General features: G+C 72.3%; 20 protein-coding genes. 8 read left to right on the forward strand and 12 right to left on the reverse strand.

The features are described from left to right. Positions 1–70: 70 nt before the first annotated feature. Positions 71–1,207: a 4Fe-4S dicluster domain-containing protein gene (locus MXD62_RS34965; RefSeq protein ID WP_248833616.1), complete on the reverse strand. Its 1,137-nt coding sequence runs from the start codon at positions 1,205–1,207 to the stop codon at positions 71–73. A 272-nt stretch (positions 1,208–1,479) separates the two neighbouring features. Between MXD62_RS34965 and MXD62_RS34970 the strand changes: the two genes are divergently transcribed. After that, complete coding sequence (locus MXD62_RS34970) at positions 1,480–2,850, forward strand: phosphoribosyltransferase family protein (protein ID WP_248833617.1); 1,371 nt, start codon at positions 1,480–1,482, stop codon at positions 2,848–2,850. An 81-nt stretch (positions 2,851–2,931) separates the two neighbouring features. Here MXD62_RS34970 and MXD62_RS34975 read toward each other — a convergent pair whose 3' ends face one another. From MXD62_RS34975 to ppsA, 3 genes are read right to left on the reverse strand one after another with little or no spacing between them, the layout of a single operon-like run. Then, on the reverse strand, positions 2,932–5,367 hold the full coding sequence (locus MXD62_RS34975; protein WP_248833618.1) for a heavy metal translocating P-type ATPase: 2,436 nt from the start codon (positions 5,365–5,367) through the stop codon (positions 2,932–2,934). Further along, positions 5,342–6,502, reverse strand: coding sequence for a fructose-1,6-bisphosphate aldolase/phosphatase (gene fbp / locus MXD62_RS34980; protein WP_248833619.1), 1,161 nt, complete (start codon positions 6,500–6,502; stop codon positions 5,342–5,344). The genes MXD62_RS34975 and fbp overlap by 26 nt, the downstream gene beginning before the upstream one ends. Before the next feature lie 49 nt (positions 6,503–6,551). Further along, on the reverse strand, positions 6,552–8,867 hold the full coding sequence (gene ppsA, locus MXD62_RS34985; protein ID WP_248833620.1) for a phosphoenolpyruvate synthase: 2,316 nt from the start codon (positions 8,865–8,867) through the stop codon (positions 6,552–6,554). A 278-nt stretch (positions 8,868–9,145) separates the two neighbouring features. On the opposite strand from ppsA, the gene MXD62_RS34990 reads away from it, so the two are divergent. Next, positions 9,146–9,586, forward strand: a complete 441-nt coding sequence (locus MXD62_RS34990; protein ID WP_248833621.1) for a DUF2267 domain-containing protein — start codon at positions 9,146–9,148, stop codon at positions 9,584–9,586. A gap of 64 nt (positions 9,587–9,650) precedes the next feature. Here the strand turns inward: MXD62_RS34990 and MXD62_RS34995 are convergent, their stop codons facing one another. The 3 genes from MXD62_RS34995 to MXD62_RS35005 are packed head-to-tail and all read right to left on the reverse strand — an operon-like array spanning position 9,651 to position 14,450. Continuing rightward, positions 9,651–10,763 carry an LLM class flavin-dependent oxidoreductase gene (locus MXD62_RS34995; protein WP_248833622.1) on the reverse strand — a complete coding sequence of 371 codons (1,113 nt, stop codon included), beginning with the start codon at positions 10,761–10,763 and terminating at the stop codon, positions 9,651–9,653. Then, positions 10,760–12,610 carry an ABC transporter ATP-binding protein gene (locus tag MXD62_RS35000; RefSeq protein ID WP_248833623.1) on the reverse strand — a complete coding sequence of 617 codons (1,851 nt, stop codon included), beginning with the start codon at positions 12,608–12,610 and terminating at the stop codon, positions 10,760–10,762. Before MXD62_RS35000 ends, MXD62_RS34995 begins: the two co-directional genes overlap by 4 nt. Then, positions 12,603–14,450 carry an ABC transporter ATP-binding protein gene (locus MXD62_RS35005; RefSeq protein ID WP_248833624.1) on the reverse strand — a complete coding sequence of 616 codons (1,848 nt, stop codon included), beginning with the start codon at positions 14,448–14,450 and terminating at the stop codon, positions 12,603–12,605. The genes MXD62_RS35000 and MXD62_RS35005 overlap by 8 nt, the downstream gene beginning before the upstream one ends. A 316-nt stretch (positions 14,451–14,766) precedes the next feature. Here MXD62_RS35005 and MXD62_RS35010 point away from each other — a divergent pair, with 316 nt between their 5' ends. After that, positions 14,767–15,192 (forward strand): hypothetical protein, encoded by a 426-nt coding sequence (locus MXD62_RS35010; protein ID WP_248833625.1) that lies wholly within the window; start codon positions 14,767–14,769, stop codon positions 15,190–15,192. Positions 15,193–15,220: 28 nt separating this feature from the next. On the opposite strand, the gene MXD62_RS35015 is transcribed toward MXD62_RS35010, so the two are convergent. Both MXD62_RS35015 and MXD62_RS35020 read right to left on the reverse strand, forming a co-directional pair. Then, complete coding sequence (locus tag MXD62_RS35015; protein ID WP_248833626.1) at positions 15,221–16,012, reverse strand: tyrosine-protein phosphatase; 792 nt, start codon at positions 16,010–16,012, stop codon at positions 15,221–15,223. Between the two features lie 205 nt (positions 16,013–16,217). Next, on the reverse strand, positions 16,218–16,964 hold the full coding sequence (locus tag MXD62_RS35020) for a ferritin-like domain-containing protein (RefSeq protein ID WP_248833627.1): 747 nt from the start codon (positions 16,962–16,964) through the stop codon (positions 16,218–16,220). A gap of 349 nt (positions 16,965–17,313) precedes the next feature. On the opposite strand from MXD62_RS35020, the gene MXD62_RS35025 reads away from it, so the two are divergent. Then, entirely contained in the window at positions 17,314–17,700 is a 387-nt protein-coding gene (locus tag MXD62_RS35025) for a VOC family protein (RefSeq protein ID WP_248833628.1), read from the forward strand. A gap of 173 nt (positions 17,701–17,873) precedes the next feature. On the opposite strand, the gene MXD62_RS35030 is transcribed toward MXD62_RS35025, so the two are convergent. Next, complete coding sequence (locus MXD62_RS35030) at positions 17,874–18,539, reverse strand: response regulator transcription factor (RefSeq protein WP_248833629.1); 666 nt, start codon at positions 18,537–18,539, stop codon at positions 17,874–17,876. Continuing rightward, entirely contained in the window at positions 18,536–19,705 is a 1,170-nt protein-coding gene (locus MXD62_RS39965) for a sensor histidine kinase (RefSeq protein WP_248833630.1), read from the reverse strand. The genes MXD62_RS35030 and MXD62_RS39965 overlap by 4 nt, the downstream gene beginning before the upstream one ends. A gap of 154 nt (positions 19,706–19,859) precedes the next feature. On the opposite strand from MXD62_RS39965, the gene MXD62_RS35040 reads away from it, so the two are divergent. From MXD62_RS35040 to MXD62_RS35055, 4 genes are all read left to right on the forward strand, one after another. Continuing rightward, entirely contained in the window at positions 19,860–20,561 is a 702-nt protein-coding gene (locus tag MXD62_RS35040) for a hypothetical protein (RefSeq protein WP_248833631.1), read from the forward strand. Positions 20,562–20,617: 56 nt separating this feature from the next. Next, positions 20,618–20,821 (forward strand): hypothetical protein, encoded by a 204-nt coding sequence (locus MXD62_RS35045; RefSeq protein ID WP_248833632.1) that lies wholly within the window; start codon positions 20,618–20,620, stop codon positions 20,819–20,821. Positions 20,822–20,916: 95 nt separating this feature from the next. Beyond that, complete coding sequence (locus MXD62_RS35050; RefSeq protein ID WP_248833633.1) at positions 20,917–21,492, forward strand: dihydrofolate reductase family protein; 576 nt, start codon at positions 20,917–20,919, stop codon at positions 21,490–21,492. Positions 21,493–21,637: 145 nt separating this feature from the next. Further along, entirely contained in the window at positions 21,638–21,832 is a 195-nt protein-coding gene (locus MXD62_RS35055) for a hypothetical protein (RefSeq protein ID WP_248833634.1), read from the forward strand. A gap of 230 nt (positions 21,833–22,062) precedes the next feature. Here MXD62_RS35055 and MXD62_RS35060 read toward each other — a convergent pair. Beyond that, a partial coding sequence (locus MXD62_RS35060; protein WP_248833635.1) for a pyridoxamine 5'-phosphate oxidase family protein occupies positions 22,063–22,363 on the reverse strand: 301 nt, incomplete at its 5' end.

Here is a 22,363-nt window from a genome sequence, read left to right on the forward strand (position 1 = left end):
GAGGGGCAGCGCCGCCCGGCCTGAACGCGCTATCCCCGCCCTGAAGGACAGGGATAGCGCGCTACGAATCTCAGTCATCGCCGGCCGCCGAGTTCGCGCGGATGGCGGTCAGTTCCTCGGTCACGTCGATGCCGACCGGGCACCAGGTGACGCACCGGCCGCAGCCGACGCACCCGGATGTGCCGAACTGGTCGTGCCAGGTGCCGAACTTGTGCGTCAGCCACTGGCGGTACCGGGAGCGTCCGGAGGCACGGACGTCGCCGCCGTGGGTGTGGGAGTGGTCCAGCGAGAAGCAGGACTCCCAGCTGCGCCAGCGCTCCGCCGTGCCGCCGGTGAGATCGCTGACGTCCTCCACCGAGGTGCAGTAGCAGGTCGGGCACACCATGGTGCAGTTGCCGCAGGTCAGGCACCGCTGCGCCACCTCGTCCCAGCGCGGGTGTTCGAGGTTGTCCGCGAGCAGGTCGCGCAGGTCGGCCGCGTCGACGGTGCGCCCCATCCGGTCGGCGGCGCCGTCCACCGCCGACCGGGCCGCGTCCCGGTCGGACGCCTCGGCCGCCCGTCCGCCCAGCTCTCCCAGCACCTCGACGCCCCGTGGGGTGCCCGCCTCGACGAGGATCCGGTGCTCGCCGTCCAGGATCTCGCTGAGGACCAGGTCGTAGCCCTCCCGCACCGCGGGGCCGGTGTTCATCGACACGCAGAAGCAGGTGCCTCCCGGCTCGTGGCAGTTCACCGCGACGACGAACACCTCGCCGCGACGGGCGGCGTAGTCACGGTCGGTGTGACGTCCACCGAGCAGCACCCGGTCCTGGATCGCGATCGCGTGCAGCTCACACGAACGCACTCCGAGGAACGCCACCGCGCCGCGCGGCACCGGCTCCTCCTCCACCTCGAACCCGCCGTCGCCGTCCCGTCGGGTCGTGAGCAGGCGCAGCCGGGGCGGCAGCAGGTGCTGCTTCCACGAGTGCGGCCCGACCGCGTAGCCGAACAGCGCCGCGTCACGACGGCGCTCGAGCCGGTAGCGGCCGGCGTCCTGGACATCGGTCCAGCCCACCGGCAGCTCCCCGGCACCGCGGATCTCGTCGTAGACGATGGCGCCGTCGCGCACGGTGGGGCCGACGACCTGGTAACCACGCGCCCGCAGCACGTCGATCAAGGTGTCGACCGTCGCCGGCCCGACGACGACGTCGGCCACGCCCGTGTCCGTCACCGTGCCCCCTCACCCGCCCGAAACAGCGACAACCTTCTGTAGCGAGTTCCATACCCTTCGCCTTCGTCGGGGAACACCGACATCAGGCGGAGACTCCGGCGCGACGGCAGGGCCGCGGAGGCCGTTTCCTCGCCGAGGCCGGCGCGGACGTACGCGATCAGGGACGTTCGGACAGCCGGTGGCCGGGCAGGAGGAAAACATGAGGAACCGGCTACCAGACGCTTACGGGGGCGGGGGCGGGCACCGCTCCGCGGGCGGAAGGGCGGTGTGACATGCTTTTTCATGATCGAATGGACGCGGGCCGGCAGCTCGGCCGGAGGCTGGCGCACCTCCGTGGGCGCGACGTCGTGGTTGTCGGGCTCCCCCGCGGTGGGATTCCGGTCGCTTACCAGGTCGCGCGGACGCTGGGCGCCCCGCTGGACGTCATCCTGGTCCGCAAGCTCGGCGTCCCCTTCCAGCCGGAGCTCGCGATGGGCGCGATCGCCGAGGGGGACGTGCGGGTCATCAACGCCGAGACGCGGCTGATGGCCGACATCGGCCCGGACGAGCTGGCCGCGGTCGAAGCCCGCGAGCGGCTGGAGCTGGACCACCGGATCCGCCGGTTCCGGGGCGCCCGGCCGCGTGTTCCACTGGCCGGTCGCACCGTGGTCGTGGTGGACGACGGGATCGCCACCGGGGCAACGGCGTCCGCCGCCTGCCAGGCGGTCCGCGCCGCCGGCGCCACCCGGATCGTGCTGGCGGCTCCCGTCGCACCGCCGGACCGGATCGGATGGCTGCGCCGGGACGCCGACGAGGTCGTGTGCCTGCACACTCCGGACCGGTTCTTCGCCATCGGCACGTTCTACGCCGACTTCGCCCAGACGTCCGACGACGAGGTGACGGACCTGCTGCGCAGGGCGGCGGTCCTGGCGCCGCAGGCACCTACGGCCGCACCGGCCGAGACGCACGGGACGCACGGGACGGCCACGCCGGGCGCGGCGCCCAACCCGCCAGGGCGCGAGGTCGAGGTCGACATCCCAGCCGTCCCGGTCCGGCTGACCGGGCAGCTCACGGTTCCGGAGGGGGCCGGCGGTCTGGTCGTGTTCGCCCACGGCAGCGGCAGCAGCCGGCACAGCCCCCGTAACCGGTACGTGGCCGAGGTCCTGGGCGCCGCCGGGCTCGCCACCCTGCTGTTCGACCTGCTCACCCCCGCCGAGGAGATCGACCGGGCCAACGTGTTCGACATCGGGCTGCTCGCCCACCGCCTGGTGGACGTCACCGGCTGGCTGCGCGGCCAGCCGGGCGTGTCGCACCTCCCGGTCGGTTACTTCGGGGCCAGCACCGGAGCCGCCGCCGCGCTGTGGGCCGCGGCCGAACCCGGCTCCCGCATCGCCGCCGTCGTCTCCCGCGGCGGCCGGCCGGACCTGGCCGCCTCGAAACTGGCCGCGGTGACGGCCCCGACCCTGCTCGTCGTGGGCGGGCACGATGACCTCGTCATCGACCTCAATCGGCAGGCCCAGGCCCGGCTGCGGTGCGAGAACCGGCTGGCGGTGGTCCCGCGGGCCACCCACCTTTTCGCCGAGCCCGGCGCGCTGGAGACGGTGGCCACGCTCGCCCGTGACTGGTTCGTCCACCACATGACCCTGGTCGCGCACCGCGGCTGACCCCGGTCGCGCGCCGGCCCCGAACCGGTCGCGCACCGCGGCTGCGGCCGGCGGCTGACCGCGTCTGACGCCGCCGCGGGGTCAGACGCGGATCTCCGACGCCGCCGCGGGCGTCTCCGGCGCCGCCGTGAGCGCGGACGGAGCGGTGTCGGCGAGGGTGAAGTAGTCCTCCTCCTCCTGCGCGAAGTGCAGCCGCAGCACCGCGTGCAGGCCGTACAGCACCTGCTGCAGTTCCCGGATGTCGTCGCCGCCGAGGGCGTCGGGATCGATCTCGTCGAGCAGCCGTCCGAGCCGGCGGACCAGGTGGTGGATCTCGACGTGGGCCCGGCTCATCGTGGCGGTCGGGTCCTTCCCCCCGAGAACGGGGCCCAGGGCCGGGTAGAGGAGATCGTCCTCGGCGTCCTCATGCGGGAGCAGCTCCCGCACGCAGAACCGGTGGACAGTCCGGACCTGCGCCAGCGCTCCGGCCGTGTCCCCGCCTCCACCCAGCGCCGCGGCGGCGGCGCGGATGCCGTCCAGATCGCCGCGCAGCCGGCCGTGCTCCGCGGCGAACCGGGACGCCAACGCCGTCTGCTCGGCCGTCAGCGGCTTCGGCGCGGCCCGTCCCGGGCCCAGCGCACGCAGGGCGTTCAGGATCGCGGCGACGTCGATGCCCTCCTGCAGCAGCGCGCCGGCGACGGGCGGCAGGCCACCGGCGGCCGCCGCGAGCATCGCCAGCAGTGACAGACCCATTCCGAGCAGCACGCTCTGCCGAGCGATCGAGTGGGACCGGCGGGCGATGGCCATCGCCTCCGCCAGCCGGTCCAGCCGGTCGACGGTGAGCACCACGTCCGCCGCCTCCGACGAGGCGCTGGAGCCCCGGGAGGCCAGCGCCACCCCGACCGAGGCGGCCGCGAGGGCGGGTGCGTCGTTCACGCCGTCGCCGACCATCAGCGTCACGTGCCCGCGGCCTTCGGCCCGGATCGCGTCGACCTTCTCCGCCGGGGCTCGTTCGGCCAGGACCGCGTCGACGCCGAGCGCCGCGCCGACCGACTCGGCGACCTCGATCCGGTCCCCGGTGACCATCACGATCCTGGTGACCCGGGCGGCGCGCAGCCGCCGGATCATCCGCGGCGCGTCCGGCCGCGGCGGGTCGTCCAACAGCAGCGCCCCCGCCGGTACGCCGTCCAGGCCGACGAAGACCGCCGTGGTCCCCTCGAGCGCGCATCGCCGGCGCACCGCCCGCACCCACGCCGGCCCCCCGGTCACCCCGGCCCAGCCGGCCTTCCCGATCGCCACCCGCCGCCCCTCCACCAGCCCGCGGATCCCCGCGCCGGGGACCTCGTCGACGTCGTGCGGGAGGGTCAGGGCGAGCCCGCGGTCCCGAGCCGCCCGGACCACCGCGGCGGCCAGCACGTGCGGCGACACCTGGTCCACCGACGCAGCCAGCCGCAGCAGCGCCGCCGCCTCAGACGCACCGTCCGCGGTGACGCCGTCCGCGGTCACGACGTCCGTGACCGTCGGATGGCCCACGGTCAGCGTCCCGGTCTTGTCGAGGAACACCACCTCGGCACCGGCCAGCCGTTCCAGCACCCCGCCACCCTTGATGATCACACCGCGGCGGGCCGCCCGTGACAGCCCCGACACGATCGCGACCGGCGCGGCCAGGATCAGCGGGCACGGAGTCGCCACCACCAGCACCGCCACCGCGCGCACCGGCTCCCCCGACAACGCCCAGCCGATGCCCGCCACCACCAACGTCACCGGCAGGAAGAGCGCCGCGTAACGGTCGGCGAGCCGGACGAACGGGGCGCTGCCCGCCTGCGCCGCCTCGACCAGCCGGACGATCCCCGCGTAGGTGCTCTCGGCCGCGGTCCGGGTCACCCGCAGGTCGAACGGTCCGCCCGCGTTCACCGCCCCGCTGCGCACCGCGTCCCCGGCCGGGCGCGGCACCGGCACCGGCTCGCCGGTGAGCGTTGACTCGTCGAGCACGGCGGTCCCGGCCTCGACCCGCCCGTCCACCGGAACGACCTCACCCGGCCGGACCAGCAGCAGATCCCCGACCGCGACCTGTGACACCTCGACCGCGACCAGGTCCGCGCCCTGGTGGCGGCGGGTGGTGCGGGGCGCCGCGCAGATCAGCAGACGCAGGTCGCGCGCCGCCCGGGCGCTCGCCTGCGCCTCCAGCAGCCGGCCCGTCGCCAGCATGACCGCGACGAGCGCGCCGGCCAGGTACTCGGCGACCGCGAGTGTCCCGACAAGCGCCAGCACCGCGATCAGGTCCACGCCGGCCTGCCGGCGGCGCATTCCGGCGACGGCCCAGCCCAGCGCGGGGACGAGCGCGACCGCCGTCGCGAAGCCCCAGGCCGCGTCGGCGGCGCCGGGACTACCGAAGAGCCACAGCACCCCACCGACCGTCAGACAACCGGCGGTGACCGCGAGCAGCGCGACCGCCCGTCCAGCGGCCGATCCCGGCCCGGCGGCGGCCGGGACTCCACCGGCGGGCCGGGCTCTAACGGCGGCCCGCCGCCGCGGCATGACGTTCGGCGGCGGCCGCCGGCGTGGTGGCCGGCGTGGCCGCCGTGGGCAGGGGCTGCCAGCGGTCCGAGAGACGGTCCTCCAGAGCGGGCATGGTGGTGTACTCGAGTTCGTCGAGGCCGAGCCGGTGCGGTTCGAAGGGGCCGTGCCGGCGCAGGTAGTCCATCACCTCGTTGGCCTGCGCCCGGGCGCGGTCGAACGCCGGGTCGTCGAACATGTCGCGGGGGCCGATGAGCCGTCCGCCGGAGATCTGGAAGCCGAGGCACACCACCCGCGGTGGGCCGTCGAACCGGGACGGGTGCGCCTGCGCGGCGGCGACCGGCATGAGCGGCGCGTGGTGCGAGCCGCGCATGCTGCCGGCGACCGTGTAGGCCAGGGCGAACGGTTCGAGGGCCTCACCGACCGCGGGCAGGCCGGACTGACAGCGCACGATCATCACCGGGTCGTCCTTGCCGACATACCTGCCGGCGATCAGGGACAGCCGCTGGGTGCTGGTCGCCACCGCCTGCTCGGCCGAGGTCTTCGAGGTGACGCTGTGCAGGACGTAGCGGGCCGGAGCGCCGATGTACATCAGCAGGTCGTACATGTCGGCCGGGCAGTCGAAGACGATCCGCTTCTCCTGGTACAGGTCGTACACCTCGAACTGGAAACCGGCGTGCATCTTCGCGTCGATCACCAGCCCGGCGGTGGTGAACGGGTCGGCGAACATCCGGAACAGCGGGAGGTTCCAGGCTCCCGGCTCGGTCTTGTCCGCCAGGAAGCACAGCACCGTCTCGGACGGCCGTTCGGCGAACTCCAGCTCGGCGTAGCCGGGACCCATGCCCCGCAGGTTCCCGGAGAAGGCGTCGGAGAGCAGATCCTGCCCGGCCCCGTAGAGCCCCAGGTCCCGGGCGATCCGGGTGGTCGCGTGAAAGACGTCCCAGGCGAACGAGTGCACCGCCGCGGCGTCCGGGCCGTGCTCATGCGTCATGATCAGAGCGAGATCGTCACCACAGGTCGCGACCTTGCCGTCGAGCAGCAGATCGCCGCGGGCCGCCTCGACCCGCCGGGTCGCCTCCTCGACCATGTCCGGGTGGACGGCGCAGTGGCCCACGAACCCCCCGGTGTCGGCCTTGATGATGCTCAGGGTCGGCATGACCGCTACCTCCTGACTCGGCGGGCGTGTTCACCGGACGTTCGAAGCCCTACCCGGGCGGCTGGACGGCAGTCCCGCCGCGGGCGGCGGACAACAGCAACCGCCGCTCGGCCGAGGCGATGACCCGCCGGGCGGCGTCGACCGCGTCCGGGTTGACCGACACCGAGGTGATCCCGAGGCGCACCAGGTGTTCGGCGAAGTCGGGCCGGGTCGACGGCGCCTGCCCGCACAACGATGAGGTGATCCCGGCGTCCCGGCAGGCCGCGATGATCCGTGCGATGGCGTCCAGCACCGCCGGGTCGGACTCGTCGAACAGCTCCGCGCATGTCCGCGAGTCGCGGTCGACGCCGAGGACGAGCTGGGTGAGGTCGTTGGAGCCGATGGACACCCCGTCGACGCCGAGCCGGGCGTAGGCCGGGATCCAGTAGGCCACCGACGGGACCTCGGCCATGACCCAGCGGTGCAGGCCGCGGTGGTCGCCGAGCGGGCTGGCGTCGACGGCGTCCAGGCAGGCTTCCAGCTCCCAGCGGGTCCGCACGAACGGGATCATGAGGTGCAGGTTCGGCGTCCGCTCCCGGACGCGGGCCAGCACCTCCAGTTCGAGGGCGAAGATCTCGGGTTCGCGGACGTAGCGGTAACAGCCGCGGTAGCCGATCATCGGGTTCGCCTCGACCGCCTCGAACCGCTCGCCGCCGGTGAGCCCGCGGAACTCGTTGGTACGGAAGTCCGTCGTGCGGTAGATCACCGGGCGGGGTGCGAACGGGCGGGTGATGCGCAGCAGCGAGGCGCTCATCCTCTCGACGAACTCCCCCCGCCCGCCGTGCGCGAGCAGCTCCTTGGGATGCACTCCGCCGAGCGCCTCGGTGAGCAGGAACTCCGCGCGCAGCAGGCCGACACCGTCCACCGGCAGTGCCGCGACCTCCTCCGCCCGTTCGGCGATCGCAAGGTTGACCAGCAGTTTCGTGCCGGTGGGCTCGGGTTCGGCCCGGCCGGGCCGAACCGCGGCGACGGTGGTCGCCGGCGCGCCCGCGATGGCCGCGGCCCCTTCGTGGACAGTTCCCCTGGTGCCCTCGACGGTGACCAGCTCGCCGGTGCGCAGCGTCGTGGTGGCCGTGCGGGTGCCGACCACGCAGGGCACCCCGAGCTCGCGGCTGACGATCGCGGCGTGGCAGGTCATGCCGCCGCCGTCGGTCACCAGGGCCGCCGACCGGCGGATGGCGGGCACCCAGTCCGGCGAGGTCATGGGCGCCACCAGCACCTCCCCGGGCCGCAACAGGGGGCACTGGTCGGGTGAGGTGAGGATGCGCACCGTGCCGCTGGCCCGGCCTGGCGCGGCCGGAAGGCCGCTGACCAGCGTCTTCCGCGCAGCCGGAAGCACTGGTGGTTCGGGTGCCCGCTCGCCGCTCGGCGCCGTGCCGAGGGTGGTGATCGGGCGGGACTGGACGAGGAAGGTGCGGCCGTCATCGCGTGCCCACTCGATGTCCTGCGGGCTGCCGTAGTGGTCTTCGACCTGGATCGCCAGCCGCGCCAGGTCCACCGCCTCGTCGTCGCTCAGGACCCGCTGGGCGGCATGGTCGGGGGCGAGCTCGACCCGGCGGTCGGAGCCGTCGGATCCCCGGACGATCTGGTGGCTCTTGCTGCCGACCCGGACCTCGAGGAGACGGGGTCCCCGCTTGCTCAGCGTGTAGGTGTCCGGCAGGAGCTGTCCGCCGACGACGACCTCACCGAGACCGAAGGCGGCTTCGATCACAACCCGGGACCGGTCGCCGGTCGCGGGGTCGGCGGAGAAGATGACGCCGGAGCGCGCCGCGTCGACCATCTGCTGCACGACGACAGCGATCGCCGGCTCGCCGCTGATCCGCCTGCTCGCCCGGTAGGCGAGGACCCGCGCTCCGAAGAGGGACGCCCAGCAGTCCCGGACCCGGTCGAGCAGGTCGCCGCCCGAGGTGTTGGTGAAGGTCTGGTTCATACCGGCGAACGAGGCCCCGGCGGTATCCTCCTCCGTGGCCGACGAGCGGACCGCCACCCACTCGGCACCGAGCCGCTCGTAGGCATCCAGGACGGCCCGGCGAACCGCGTCGGGCAGTTCGACGGCACCGACCCGCTTCGCCAGCTCGTCCGCCACGGCCGCGCACGCCGCCGGATCATCCGGGTCGACGCCCGCGGTGCGCGCCGCGAGCTCGGCGCGCAGACCCGCCCGTTCCACCGTCTGCAGGTAGGCCGATGCCGTGATGACAAATCCCGGCGGGACCGGCAGACCAGCCCGGACCAGTTCTCCCAGGTTTGCGCCTTTTCCCCCGGCCAGCGCCGTATCGCGCACGGACAACTCGTCGAACCAGGCCACCAGCGGTGTATCAGCCTCCATCAACGCCACCTCACCAGAGCTGCGCAACAAGCCTGACCGTTCTACCCCAGACCTTTCTCTCAGCTATACCCATAGCCGGACCGGCTGACAGCCTGCCGCCCGTCAGGCCATCCCGGTTCGCAGCCGATACACTTCTCAGCCGGCGGCCAAATCGGGCCGAGGCCGGATTGATACCTGGCGCAATCATAATTTCTGACCCATTGTGACCTTGGCTGACATCTTTGATGTCACCAAAAATGGTGGTAGTTCCGGTCGAAGGACGTTCGACGGAGGAACCGATGCCCGCATCCGGCGTCACGATGATCGAACGAAGCGTCGACAAGACCTACGAGTGGCTCAACCAGCTCGCTGACGCGCTTGGTAGTCCCGGTGACCGCCACTATGCGTACCGGGTGTTGCGGGCGGTCCTACACACGCTGCGTAACCGGCTGCCGGTGGACGCGGCGGCGCATCTCGGCGCTCAACTGCCCGAGCTGATCCGCGGGATCTACTACGAGTCCTGGCGCCCATCGGCCACCCCGCAGCCGTATCACCACGCGGCACAGTTCCTCGATCAGGTCGCCGCCGAAGCAGGTCTGACCGGGGAGACCCAGGCCGGCTATGCCGTGGCGGCAGCCGCCCGAGTGCTACGTCAGCACATCACCGCCGGCGAGCTGGATCATGTGTGCGCCGCGCTACCGACCGAGATCTGCGCTCTGCTGACCGACACGAAGTCCTGAGCAGGCTGCTGGATGATCTCCTTCGGCCGCCGCCGGCGCCGGCCTCGCGCACGCCTTTCGCCGGTCACGACGGCGTCGCCGGCGCCCAGCCGAGGTGGGGGGCGACAGTCTCGGCGATGTCCTCGAGCAGGCGCAGGTTGTCGCGCAGCCCGAAGGCGGGCGGCAGGAACGCGATGAGCTCGTCGCTGACCGCCAGGCTCGGGTCGGCGAGCAGCTGGTCGACGACGGCGGACGGGGCGCCGTGGTGCACGGGACTCATCGTGAACCGGGCGGGCGGGGCCGCCACGGGGGTCAGGGCGCCCTCCGGGCGCGAGGCCGCCGGCCCGTGGGTGCGCCGCTCCTCGTCGTAGGCCGCGTAGACGCGGGCGAGCTCCGGCGACGTGGCGGGCAGCACGGAGCGTGCGATGGCGACGCGCGAGGGCGAGGTTCCGGTGTAGGCGGCGCGGTAGGCCTCGACGGCGCGGGCCAGTTCGGCGCCGTAGTCGTCGATCTGGCCGTGCAGGATGGTGCTGAGCAGCAGTCGCAGCCCCTGGCGGCCGACCCGTTCGGCGGAGGCCACCGAGCCGCCGCCGTACCAGACCCGGTCCGGCAGCGTGGGGCTGGTCGGGCGGGCGAACAGCCCGGTGCCCGCGGCGACGAGCCCGGCGGGGTCGGTCACCTCGCCCAGCTTCTCGCCGCGGATGCCACGCAGGAACGTGGCGAGCCGGGCCTGGGACTGGTCCCGCCCGTCGTTCGGCTCCTGGCCGAAGATGTGGTCGTAGCCGCCCTGGCCGGTGCCGAGGCCGAGCTGCAGACGTCCGCCGCTGAGCAGGTCGGCCGTGCCGGCGGCCTCGGCGAGCAGCACGGGATCCTCGTAGCGGGCGCCGATGATGGCGGTGCCGAGGCCGATGCGCTCGGTGTGCTGCGCGACAGCCGCGTGGAACACCAGCGGCGACGCGAGGTAGTTGTCGAAGTGACGCTGGTAGACCCAGCCGGTGTCGTAGCCGAGCTGCTCGGCCACCCGGAACAGCTCGATGCCGTCCCGCAGCCCTTCGGCGGCGTGCCCGGAGGGGAAGGCGATGCGGGAGTTGAAGCCGAGCCGGAGCCGGCGCGCCTCCCCCGCGGCCGTGGCCGTGGCGGCGGTGGCCGTGGCGGCGGTGGCCGTGGCGGCGGTGTCGTTGACTGCAACGGTTGTCACGGGGTGCTCCCGTCGTTGTGGTGGAGGAGGGTCTGGTGGCGCTCGTCGGCGCCGGCGGTGTGCTCGACCCAGGCGGCGTGCAGCCGGGCGTAGTGGCCGGGGACGCGGACGAGGTCGTCGTGACGCCCGCTCTGGACGAGGCGCCCGTGGTCGAAGACGAGGACGCGGTCGGCGCGCTCGGCCGTCACCATGCGGTGGGCGATCGAGACCGTGGTGCGCCCGACCGTGAGCGCGCCGAGCGCGTGCTGCACGCGGACGTCGGTCGCGGGGTCGACGCCGCTGGTCGCCTCGTCGAGCACGAGCAGGTCGGGGTCGACCAGCGCGGTGCGGGCGAGGGCGACGAGCTGGCGCTCGCCCGCGGAGAGCCGGTCGCCGCGTGTGCCGACGCGGGTGTCGAGGCCCTCGGGCAGGGTGTCGATCCACGGCCGCAGGCCGAGCGAGTCGACGATCTCGTCGAGCGCCCCGGCGTCACCGCGGACCCCGGCGAGGATGTTGTCGGCGATCGTGGCGTCGAACAGGAACGGGTCCTGCGGGACGACCGCGACGCGGCGCTGGAAGGACAGGTCCGACACCTGGCCGGCCGGGAGGCCGCCGAGCAGGACGCGGCCGTGGCGTGGCGTGATCTGCCTGGTCAGCAGCCGGGCGAACGTGCTCTTGCCCGAGCCGGTCTCGCCGACGACGGCGACGTGCTCGCCCGCGGCGATGCCGACGGTCAGCTCCCGCAGCACGGGCGGGCCGTCCCCGTAGGCGGCGGCGACGTCGTACAGGTCGACGGCGATCGGCCCGGCGGGCAGCTCGCGGGCGTCCCCGCCTTCGACGACACCCGACGGCGTGGCGAGGATCTCCAGCGCGCGGCGCCAGCCCACCACCGCGTTCTGGGCCTCGCCGAGCATCTGGACCAGCATCTGCAGGGGCCGGACGAAGAAGGTGACGAGCAGGAGCATCGCCACCAGCTCGCCGGCTGACAGGTGCAGCGCCGGCTCCCAGCCGGTGTGGGCGGTCGACCAGCGGATGCCCGCGACGATCACCACCACGGTGACGAACGAGATGGCGATCTCACCGAAGGCGGTGTTGAAGTGCAACGGGACGAGGGTGCGGCGCTGCGCCGACGCCGTGTGCTCGACGGCGTCCTCGACCATGGCGCGGCTGCGTGCCTCGGTGCCGGTCGAGCGGATGACGCTGATGCCGGTGACGGCCTCACCCACGGTGGACTGCAGCGCTGACACGCTCTCCCGGACCACGGTGAACCGGCGCGCCACCAGCGCCTGCACGCGACGCATCGCGACGAACAGCAGCACCGCCGTCGCCAGCACGGGCACCGCCAGCTGCCAGGAGTACACCGCGATCAGCACACCGGCGATGATCATCTGGGTGACGTTGACGAGCAGCATGACGCCGCCGTTCTGCACGAAGGTCGTGACGGCGTCGACGTCGCCGGTGAGCCGGCTGACGAGGTCGGCGCTGCCGGTGCGCGCGAACGTCTCCGCGGCCATCTCGTGGATGCGCGCGACGCCGGCCGCGCGCAGCTCGGCGAGCGCGGCCTCCGTGCGCCGGTAGACACGCCGGTTCAGCCACCAGGAGGCGAGCACCGCCGTGACGGTCGCCGCGGCACCGACACCGGCGGCGCGCGCGACCACGCCGGCGGTTCCCTCGTGCGGCTCGAGCAGGCCGTGGTCCAGGGCGTACTGGACGGTCAGCGGCGTCACGATCCGGCCGGCACCGGCGACGAACGCCAGCAGCAGGGTGAGTGGCAGGCCGGCGGTGAGGACGGGCGTGGTCGAGGCGATCAGCCGGCCCAGCTCACGCGCCCGGGCCGGCCCCAGATCGGCGAGGCCGCGCTCACTCATCGACCGTGTCCGATCCCGCCGTGTCCGGGTCCGCCCCGTGGGTGCCGTACGCGCCGAGAATCCGGCGGTAGTCGGGCTCGGCGCCGAGCAGCTCCGTGTGGGTGCCGACGGCGACGAGCCGCCCCGCGCGCAGGAAGGCGACCCGGTCGGCGACCGCGACCGAGCTGGGACGTCCGCCGACGATCAGCACGGTCGTCCGCCCGCGCAGGCCGGCCAGCCCGCCGAGCACCCGGCGCTCCACGGCGGGATCGAGGGCCGAGGTGGCGTCGTCCAGCAGCAGCACGCCGGGCTCGCGCAGCAGCGCGCGGGCCAGGCACAGCCGCTGCCGCTGGCCGCCGGAGAGCCGGGCGCCGCGCTCGCCGACCCGGGTGTCGAGGCCGTCGGGCAGGTCACGGACGACGTCATCGGCGCCGGCGGCGGCCAGCGCCCGCCACATCTCACCGGCGGTGTAGGGACGCCGTTCGCGGGGATGGCCGTCGAGCTGAAGGTTGGCGTGGACGCTGCCGCCGAACAGCCACGAGGTCTGCCCGACAACGGCCAGCCAGGACGAGATCTCCCCGCGGGCGAGGTCGGTGGCGCGAACCCCGCCGATCTCGACGACGCCGTCGGTGGGGTCGACCTGGCGGCTGAGGAGCTCGACCAGGGTGGTCTTGCCCGAGCCGGTCGGCCCGACGAGGGCGACGATCTCGCCGGGGCGCACCTCGATGTCGACGTCCGCGAGAAGGCTCGTCCCGCCACGGACGAGCCCGACGCCCCGCGCCCGCAGCCCCAGCGCGGGGGCGGGAACAGGAACGGGTGGACCGCTCACCTGCCGGCCCAGCGCCCGCGGAGCCGGCGCCCGCGGGCCGGGAGCGGCGCCGCTGGGCAGGGCGTGGTCTCCGTGGGCGGTGGTCTCGGCGGCGTCGAGCACGGCGGCGACGCGGATATGGCCGGCCACCGAGACCGGCAGCATCCCCAGGAAGCGGCTGATCACGTTGAGTGGGATGGAGATGGTCAGCAGCAGGTAGACGACCTCGACGAGGACGCCGACGCTGAGGTCGCCGGTCTCGACCCGGCGCGAGCCGACGACGAGGACGGCCAGGACCGCGGCCGTCGGCAGCACCTCCAGGATCGGGTCGAACACCGAGCTGAGGTCGCCCGCCGCGGTGGTGGCCGCGCGCAGCCGGAGCGCCGCGGCACCGACCCGGGCCCGCTCGCGGTCGGCGATGCCGAGGGTCCGGACGACCTGGCCGCCCTCGATGCTCTCCAGCGCGAGCGCGCCGAACTCGCCGCGGCGCTCCTGCACCGCCCGGGCGCGCGGGCTGAGCAGACGCTGGTAGAGCAGGTTCACGCCGAGGACGGAGCCGACGAGGCCGACCCCGACCAGCCCGAGCGCGGTGTCGTGCCCGAAGAGCTGGACGATCGCGACGACCAGCATGACGACCATCCCGAGCGCGAAGTAGAAGAACGTCGTCGGGAACCACAGCGCGTCCACGTCGGACACGGCGGTGGACAGCAGGCGTCCGGGCGGATGCCGGCGGTGCCAGGCCAGGTCGAGGTCGAGATACCGGCCGACGACGGACCGCCGGACCCGCGCCTGCGAGCCGTGCTGCACGTACCCGGTCGCGATGCCGCGGATGACGATGGTCACCCAGCGCACCGTGGAGACGCCGAGGATCGCGCCGACCGCGATCCACCAGGTGGCGCGGGCGACGTGGCCGCCGGCGAGGGCCGGGACGATCAGATGGTCGGTGGCCCAGCCGATGGCGGCGGCACCGAGGATCATGGTGGTCCCGTTGACGATGCCGGCGAGGGTGGCGATCAGGGCCGGCCGCGGGTGGGCGAGGGAGCCGTCCAGCATCGTCCGCAGCCCTGGCCACAGGGTCGCGCCGCCGCGCGCTTCCCCATCCAGGTTCCTTCTTATGTTCACCAGAATGGTAGGAAATACTGGTCCCGTCCAACGCGTTCGCGCGATTGCACCGATCGCGGCCCGCGATAGATCCTTGGCTGTCGCCGATCCCGCCCGGATCCTCGGAGGCGGGCGGCGCCCGCGACCCGGCCGGCGGGATGGGTCACCATGGCGGCATGCGAGTCACGGCGCCGCCCAGCCAGCCCCGAGCCGGGAGCGCATGATGCCGGCCGGGCTCCCCCCGTCCGGTCGCGCGATCGGCCGTGAGGTGACCGCGGCCGTCGCGGCCGTCGCCGCACGGGATCCGGACGCGCTGCGCGAGGCACGCACCCGGCTGCGGGCCGTCGACGAGCTGCAGGTCCGGGACGTCCTGCACGGGCTGACCCTGGGGCTGATCGAGCAGGCGTTCCCCGACGGTCTCGACGCGGCCGACCTGCGCGCGCTGTTGGAGGACGTCCTGCGCTCGGCGGCGGCCTGGCTGCCGGAGCTGGACGCCTACCCGGTCGCCGTCGTGCTCACCGGCGTGCTGTCGGTGCACGAGGCGGACGCGCCACCGCTCGACGCCGAGGTGCTCCCGATCGCCTGCGCGGCGGTGGTCGGCCACCTGCTCCAGCGGCTCGGCGTCCCGCTCGACGTGGAGCTGGCCCGTGTCTTCGACGAGCTCCGCCAGGCTCAGACGATGGAGATGCCCTGAGGGCGAGCCGCTCGACGTCACCGTCGCGTCAGCGCGGTTCGATGATCATTTCCTGCCAGCGGCTGATCTGCTCACCGGTCGCGCCGTTGGCGGCGAGGTATCCGGTCGGGCCGCCGGGGGCGGCGTCGATCGTGTCGAGCACGCTGGCGATGGCCTTCGGATCGACGAGGATCGCGGTCCCGATGCCGCGCTGCTCCGACTGGCCGGACCGGCCCGGCCGACCCTCGCTCAGGTGGCGGTACTCCGGCCGGCGGCTCAGCGCCTCCCGGACCCGCTGGATCCGCTGTTCGGTGGCGAGATAGTCCGCGACGATCGCGTCGCGCTCGACACCGGCGGCGGCGAGCAGGACGGCCGTGGTGATGCCGGTGCGGTCCTTTCCCGCGGCGCAGTGCACCAGCGCTGGGGTGCGGTCACCGGAGACCAGGAAGTCCAGGATGCGGACCAGCCCCGGGCCGGCGTTCTCGAGCATGATCGCGTAGAACCTGGCGTAGTCTCCGCCGATCCGGTCCCGCAGCGCCTTCGGGTCGCTGAGCCCGGTGAAGTCCATCAGCGGCTCGTGCAGCCAGGTGATGCCCAGCTGCGGGAACCACTCGGCGGCCCGTGGGTTCTCGAACGGGGCGCGCAGGTCCACGACGCCACGCAGGCCCACCTTGTCCCGCAGCAACGTGATGTCGTCGGTGGTCAGACTGTCGAGGTTGTCGCCTCGGAGCAGCACGCCGGGACGCACGGTGCCCCCGGCCGCCGGTAACCCTCCGAGATCCCGGACGTTGTGGGCACCGGTGAGTTCTATCCACTGAGGCGTTTCCTGCGAGGCGGTCACCGGATGACACTACGGTGGACCGGTTAAGCGCGAGCAAACAAAACCCCAAACGCGGTTCCGCCCGGGGCCTCCACCTGCGCCGCGGCGCGTCCCGCGACGGCCTAGAGCTTGCGGGCGATCAGCGCGTAGGCGCCGATGTCCTCGTCCGCCCACTGCTCCGGATCGGTGTCGGGACGCCAGCGGTGCAGCAGTCTGAATCCGACTCTTACCGGCTCGGGCTCACGCGGCCCGGGCCGGTGAGAGTTTCGGATCGGTCAGCCGGACCGGCGGCGAGTGCGGCTTTGGCGACGGGGGCGAACAGCCGGAGCGTGTCGGTGAAGTAGCGGGTGGAGGGTACACCGAGCAGGCGCAGGGCGGCGCGGTGGTTGATCGCGACCACCGCCGCGGACACAGCGAGGAGGGCCCACCACGCGGCGGCGAGCAGGGCGCGCGTCGGCACGGGCAGGCCGGCGAGGTCCAGGCGCAGGCGGCGGATGTGGAAGGGAACGTGCTCCTGCTCGTCGGTGAGGATGCGCGCCACGACCTCGCGGGTCAGCCGGTCGCCGACGCCGTCACGGACCACCTGGAAGTAGCGCAGCGTGCACACCTCGGCGACGGTCAGGACCAGCACCTCGCGCGGCAGACGGGCCCGCCAGCGCAGCGAGCGGAAGATGGTGTCACTCCAGTGCGCCGCGATCGTCGGCCGTCCGGCGGCGGCGAGCAGCCGGGCTAGCAGCCGCGAGTGGTCCTGCTCCTCGGCGATGAACAGCCGCGCGGCTTCGAGGTAGCCGGAGTGGCCCGCCCGCGCGGCGGCCCGCATCATCCCCGCGCCGTCACTGGCTTCGCCGACCTGGATCCTGGCGAGGCTGGTGGCCAGCGCCCCGGGGATCTCAGCGCCCGCGCTCCAGTCCGGGTCGGGCCGACACCTGTTCGCCTCGAATCTGTGTCGCCATGACTCAAAGGCTTCTGGCACATCACCGAGCATGAGCCATAGTTGCACGACATTGGGAGAAACATCCAGATTGTCAACCTTTGTGACGGTTAGTCAATGCGGCTGAGCCGAGTCTGCGCGCCCACTCGAACCCCGGCGCCGAGCGGCCGTGCGCCAGGAAGATCGGTACCACCCCCGGGTTACACACGTCTACTTTGAGATCGGTTTGGGTGTCGCGGAGCAGGGACGGCGTCCGTCTTGCTTTGACCAGCGGGTTTGGCGGGCGACCTAAGACCAGTTGCAGCAGGCGGGCGGAGGTGCCGATCACATCCCGAAGTGCCCCCGGTGACCAGGACCGGAACTGTCCTGGTTCCGTCATAGCGTCTTCCCCATGAGTACCGAAAGAACATCCGCACCCGCGATCCGGCTCCTGTCCGTTGACTTCGACTGCCCGGACCCCGCCGAGCTGGCCCGCTTCTACGGCGACGCGCTTGGCCTGCCCATCGTCTACTCCAGCGACGACTTCATCCTGCTCGGCCGGGAGGGTTCACCCGGACTGGGCTTCATCCGGGTAGCCGACTACCGGCGTCCGACCTGGCCGGACCCGTCCCAGGGGAAGCAGGCACACATCGAACTGGGCGTCGACGACCTGGAGGCCGCCCGGGCCCGGATGCTGGCCCTGGGCGCCGTGGAGCCCCCGTTTCAACCACACCCCGATCAGCGGAGGGTGTTGCTGGACCCCGCAGGCCACCCGTTCTGCATCTCCACGCAGGGCTGAGCATCATCGGCCGGCCGATGACCACGACCGCGTAGTCTTGGTCAGAACCAGCCACCACACGAAATCTCAGTGCGACAACCAACGCCCGCTCGTGCCGCCGTGCGCTCGCCCTCATGACGACGCGCCCGGTCAGGCCAGCCGTGCCGCAGCGGCGGGGACTCAGCGGGAGCATGTCATTGCTCGGCGTCGGGGAAGTCGGCCTGCTGAACGAGCAACGCGACCTGCACTCGGTTGGTGGCTTGCAGCTTGTCCAGCAGTCGGGACACGTAGGCCTTCACGGTGGCGGTGCTCATATAGGCGATGTGGGCGACCTCCGCGTTGGACAGGCCTTTGCCGAGCGCGAGCGCGACCTCGAACTCTCGCTCGGTGAGAGCGGAGAGCTGGGCACGGGCGGCGTCCCGAGCGCTGGTGCCGGCGCGGGCGCCGGCCAGATCCATCAGACGTCGGGTGACCGACGGCGAGAGCATCGGGTCGCCGCTGGCGACCCTCTCGATGGCGTGGATGATCTCGGCCGGTGGGGTGTCCTTGAGCAGGAACCCGGCGGCTCCGGCCGCCAGCGCAGCAAGCACCTCCTCGTCGGCGTCGAAGGTGGTGAGCACGAGCACCTTCGGGGGTTGCGGCATGGCGTGCAACGCGCGCGTCGCGGCGATGCCGCCGACCCGGCACATGCGAAGGTCCATCAGTACGACGTCCGGACGCAGCGAAGCCACGGCAGCCACCACCTCGTCTCCGTCGGCGGCCTCGCCCTGCACCTCGATGCCTGGCGCGGCTCGGAGCATGAAGGTCAGCCCGCTGCGGACCAGGGCGTCGTCGTCGACGATCAACACGCGGATGGTCATGTCGTTCCCTGTTCCGTGGTGGCGCACGGCAGCCAGGCGCGGACCTGGTAGCCGTCGTCGGCGACCGGGTGGTACTCGATCCGGCCGCCGCTGAGGCTCACGCGTTCCCGGAGCCCGGTAAGCCCGGTCCCGGAGCCCGGTGGCGCCGCGCCCGTGGGGGTGACGGGGGAGGCGTGGTTGCGGACCGACAGCTCGATGCCGTCGTCGGTGTCGTGCATCTCGATGCGGACCCGCGCTTGTGGGGCGTGTTTGCGAACGTTCGTGAGGGCTTCCTGCACGACTCGGTAGAGGGCGCTGCCGGTCGAGGTGGAGCTGTGCTCGACGTGCTGGAGCACTCGCGGGGACACCGTGCAGGAGACCTCGAGCCCGGCGCTGCGGGACTCCTCCAACAGGGCTGGCAGGTCGGCCAGTGTGGGTTGGGGCAGCTGTCCTGCGAGTGTGGTCGCCCGCAGGAGGTTGATGACCTGGCGCAGTTCGTTCAGCGCCTCGTGGCAGTTGCTGCGGATGATCGCCGCTATGGTGACGACCTCCTCGGCCGAGGCGCCGCGGTTGTACTCCAGCGCGCCGGCGTGCACGGCCAGGAGCGAGAGGCGATGCGCCAAGACGTCGTGCATCTCGCGGGCGATCCGCTCGCGTTCCGCGCGTCGGGCGGCCGCGGCGCGTTCGATGGCCCGGTGCTCGGCGTCACGCACCTGTCGGCGCATGGAGTCCAGAAGCTGACGGCGCGCCCGGACGAACATCCCCCAGCCGGTGACCGCGAACGTTGCCAGCGCGCCGACGGTGAAGGCGCGGACGGCGTGCGGAACCGGGTACAGCACCAGCGCGGGCACGATGCTGACGGCGGCCAGGGCGCCGACCACGACCGCGGTACGCCAGTGCCGGTGCTCCGCGACGGTGAACGCACAGATCAGTCCGATCCCGCCGGCCAGCGTGGACACGACGCCGATCACGACGGCCACGACGGCAAACGCCACCGGACGGCTGTGCCGCCAGATCCAGATCCCGGCGAAGCAGCCCACTCCCAGGATCAGGTCCGCCACCCGCAGGGCAGCCGGCCGATCGGTGCCGCCGTAGAGGATGTTCTGGTCACTGGTCAGACCGACCGCCAGGGCCGCGACAGCCAGCCCGGCGTTGATCGCCGCTGCTCGTCGCCGGGACGTGGTCACCCGGTCAATGTACGAGTCTCGGGCGGACGGAACCGGAGTAGCGAACGACCATCGACCAAAGTCGACGCCCAGACGCCGAAGTGTCGACGGATGACCCCGGGAAGCACCGCATGGCCGCAGCGCGCGGCCTGCCGCTCCCGGCACCGTGGTGGACATGACAACTACTGACTACGTCGCCTTCGCCGCCGCGGACCGGAAACTCACCGGCACAAGCGCCGTCCTGGTTGGCGCACTGTCGCTGGTGATGGTGCCGCTGTACTTCGTGTACTCCGGGCCTCCCCCGGCGAACAACGTGCTGGTCCGAAACCTGGTCGCGGTCGTGGTCTTCGTGCTCTTCCTGGTCTTCACGACCGGGCTGAGGCGGGTGTTCGGCCGTGACGCCGGCCTCGCCGGTGAGATCGCGTGTACGTCTGGTCAGGTGTATGCCGCGATGACGCTGGTCGCCGCCTCGCTCGAGACCGGTGTCGTGCTCGAGTATCCCGATGGGTCCAAGGACCCCACCATCGACGGGCCCCTCGCCAACGGAATGGCGCTCATGCACGGCCCGATCGCCCGGCTGCTCATCGCCGCGTTCTTGATCGCGCTGGCAGTCGCCGTACACCGCACGGCCTCCCTGCCGCGTCGGGTCCGCAAGGGGTCGGTCCTGCTCGCCGTCGTCAACCTCGCCTTCGTGCCCTCGCTGTTCTTCGGCATGGACCCGGCGAACTTCTACGCCGCCAACGGCTGGGGAAGCACCGCCAGCATCGGCATCGTAAACATGCTGTGGACCGCTGCGATCGGTGCCGCGATCCTGCGCCGTGGGCACGCCCCTGCCAACATTCGCCGCCGCACCAACACCGCCATGTCCGCCGGCTGATCGCGCCCGACCGGTGCCATCGACAGCCCAACGGCAACCCCGATTCGGAGGAGATCGTGCGCGATGAGAGTGCATGGAACGCGGTGGTAGTGAAGAAGTCCCGCGCCTTGTTGGACGGATCGAACCTGTACCGCCGGGTGACGATCCGGCACGACGACGGACACCAGGAGAGGATCCGAGTCAGCCGTGCCCTCTGGAAACAGCTCAAGGCCGGTGACCGGCTGGTCAAGGAGGCGGGCCACGACCCGCGTCCCGCGTGACGCATTCGACGTCACCACGCGGCGCCCAGGCGCCACGAGGTGACTACTGGCGGGTCGCCACAAGGCGCGCGACCAACTTCCCGCAAGGAGACACCATGACTGCCACGTACACCTTCGACATCTTCTCCACGCTCGACGGCTTCGCCAACCACAACGGCGACTGGGGCGGCTACTGGGGCAAGCAGGGCCCCGAATTCCTCACGTATCGCGCCGCTGCCTACCGCGACCCGCTGCGCATGGTGCTCGGGGCCAAGACCTACTCGTCGAACGCGCCGTTCCTCAACGCGGGCTTCGACCGCAGCCTGTTCGACGGGTGGATCACGCGCATGTTCGACTCCCCCGTCACGGTGCTCTCCAGCCGGCTGACCGAGCCGCTCGAGTGGCCGGACACGACCATCGATTCCGGCGATCCTGTCGAGGTGGTCATGCGCCTCAAGGCCGAATCCGATGTGCCGCTGCGCTCCCACGGCAGCCTGACGCTCAACCGGGCGCTGCTGAACGCCGGCCTGATCGACACCATCGAGGTGACGGTCTTCCCAGTGATCTCCGGGACGACCGGCGTGGACCGGATCTTCGACGGGGCGGACGACTTCGACCTCGAGCTGCTCGAGGCCCGGACCTTCGACGGCCACACGCAGGTGCTGACCTACCGGCCGACCCGACACAGTTGATCGGCGGCAGCACGCCGAACCACATCGCCTACTCCAAGATCTGGAAGCCAATACCCAAAGCCGCCCTGTCCCGCACTCTGACCAACGCGCACGGGAATGCCACGGTCATCGCCGGCCCGCGCTACGCCCGAACGAGGGAGAAGTCATGACCCGTAACGTCGTGCTCTACGAGTTGCTGTCACTGGACGGGTACGCCGACGACCCCGGCGAGGACGACTGGTTCGGCGACGCCGACGACAATCTGACCGCTTTCCTCGCCGACACCATCGCCGGACAGGACACCGTGCTCCTCGGACGCCGGACCTTCGAAGTGTCAAGTACCGGGTTTGGTGGAGGCTGAGTTGTTATGCGCCGGCGGGCTGCCCGCTCAGGCCGGGCAGGAACCGGGTGCCCCACGCCCGCCCGGGATGCGCGAGGTGGGTGTGGGGCGCCAGCGTCACCCGTTGGCGACGACTCGGACGGGGTGGAGGGTCGCGGTCACCCGCTCCGTGTCGGGGAGGTCGAGCATTGTCTCGTCGACGCCGTAGTGCTTGGCGAGCAGCGGGAGCAGTTCTTTACCCGGGTCGGGGGTCAGCTCGACGTCGGCACGGATCTCCAGGGTGCGAAACGGATTGGCCGGGTCGAGGATGAACAGGTCCCCGCGACGGGCTTGCGTAGCAGGTTCTTGTGCTTTTGCCGGCTGGTGATCATGGACGTTCGCAGGGGCGCCCCGTGGAAGAGGTACCAGACCGCGGTCGATTGCGGCTGGCTGTCCGCGCTGACCGTGGTCAGGGCCGCGGTCAGGGGCTGGGTGAGCAGGTCCAGGTGCGAAGCCGGGATCTCGGCCTGCGCCGGTCTCGTCATGGGGCGATGAACTGGAGGTCGAGTTCTA

Origin of the sequence: Frankia sp. Mgl5, assembly GCF_023242985.1 — a bacterium.
GTDB classification, from domain to species: Bacteria; Actinomycetota; Actinomycetes; order Frankiales; family Frankiaceae; genus Parafrankia; species Parafrankia soli.

Bases quoted from the DNA above. Each gene is read 5' to 3' on its own strand.
- MXD62_RS34970 (WP_248833617.1), top strand. From the start codon at position 1,480: ATGCTTTTTCATGATCGAATGGACGCGGGCCGGCAGCTCGGCCGGAGG.
- MXD62_RS34975 (WP_248833618.1), bottom strand. From the start codon at position 5,367: ATGCCGCGGCGGCGGGCCGCCGTTAGAGCCCGGCCCGCCGGTGGAGTC.
- fbp (WP_248833619.1), bottom strand. From the start codon at position 6,502: ATGCCGACCCTGAGCATCATCAAGGCCGACACCGGGGGGTTCGTGGGC.
- ppsA (WP_248833620.1), bottom strand. From the start codon at position 8,867: ATGGAGGCTGATACACCGCTGGTGGCCTGGTTCGACGAGTTGTCCGTG.
- MXD62_RS34990 (WP_248833621.1), top strand. From the start codon at position 9,146: ATGCCCGCATCCGGCGTCACGATGATCGAACGAAGCGTCGACAAGACC.
- MXD62_RS35000 (WP_248833623.1), bottom strand. From the start codon at position 12,610: ATGAGTGAGCGCGGCCTCGCCGATCTGGGGCCGGCCCGGGCGCGTGAG.
- MXD62_RS35005 (WP_248833624.1), bottom strand. From the start codon at position 14,450: ATGCTGGACGGCTCCCTCGCCCACCCGCGGCCGGCCCTGATCGCCACC.
- MXD62_RS35025 (WP_248833628.1), top strand. From the start codon at position 17,314: ATGAGTACCGAAAGAACATCCGCACCCGCGATCCGGCTCCTGTCCGTT.
- MXD62_RS35030 (WP_248833629.1), bottom strand. From the start codon at position 18,539: ATGACCATCCGCGTGTTGATCGTCGACGACGACGCCCTGGTCCGCAGC.
- MXD62_RS35040 (WP_248833631.1), top strand. From the start codon at position 19,860: ATGACAACTACTGACTACGTCGCCTTCGCCGCCGCGGACCGGAAACTC.
- MXD62_RS35050 (WP_248833633.1), top strand. From the start codon at position 20,917: ATGACTGCCACGTACACCTTCGACATCTTCTCCACGCTCGACGGCTTC.
- MXD62_RS35055 (WP_248833634.1), top strand. From the start codon at position 21,638: ATGACCCGTAACGTCGTGCTCTACGAGTTGCTGTCACTGGACGGGTAC.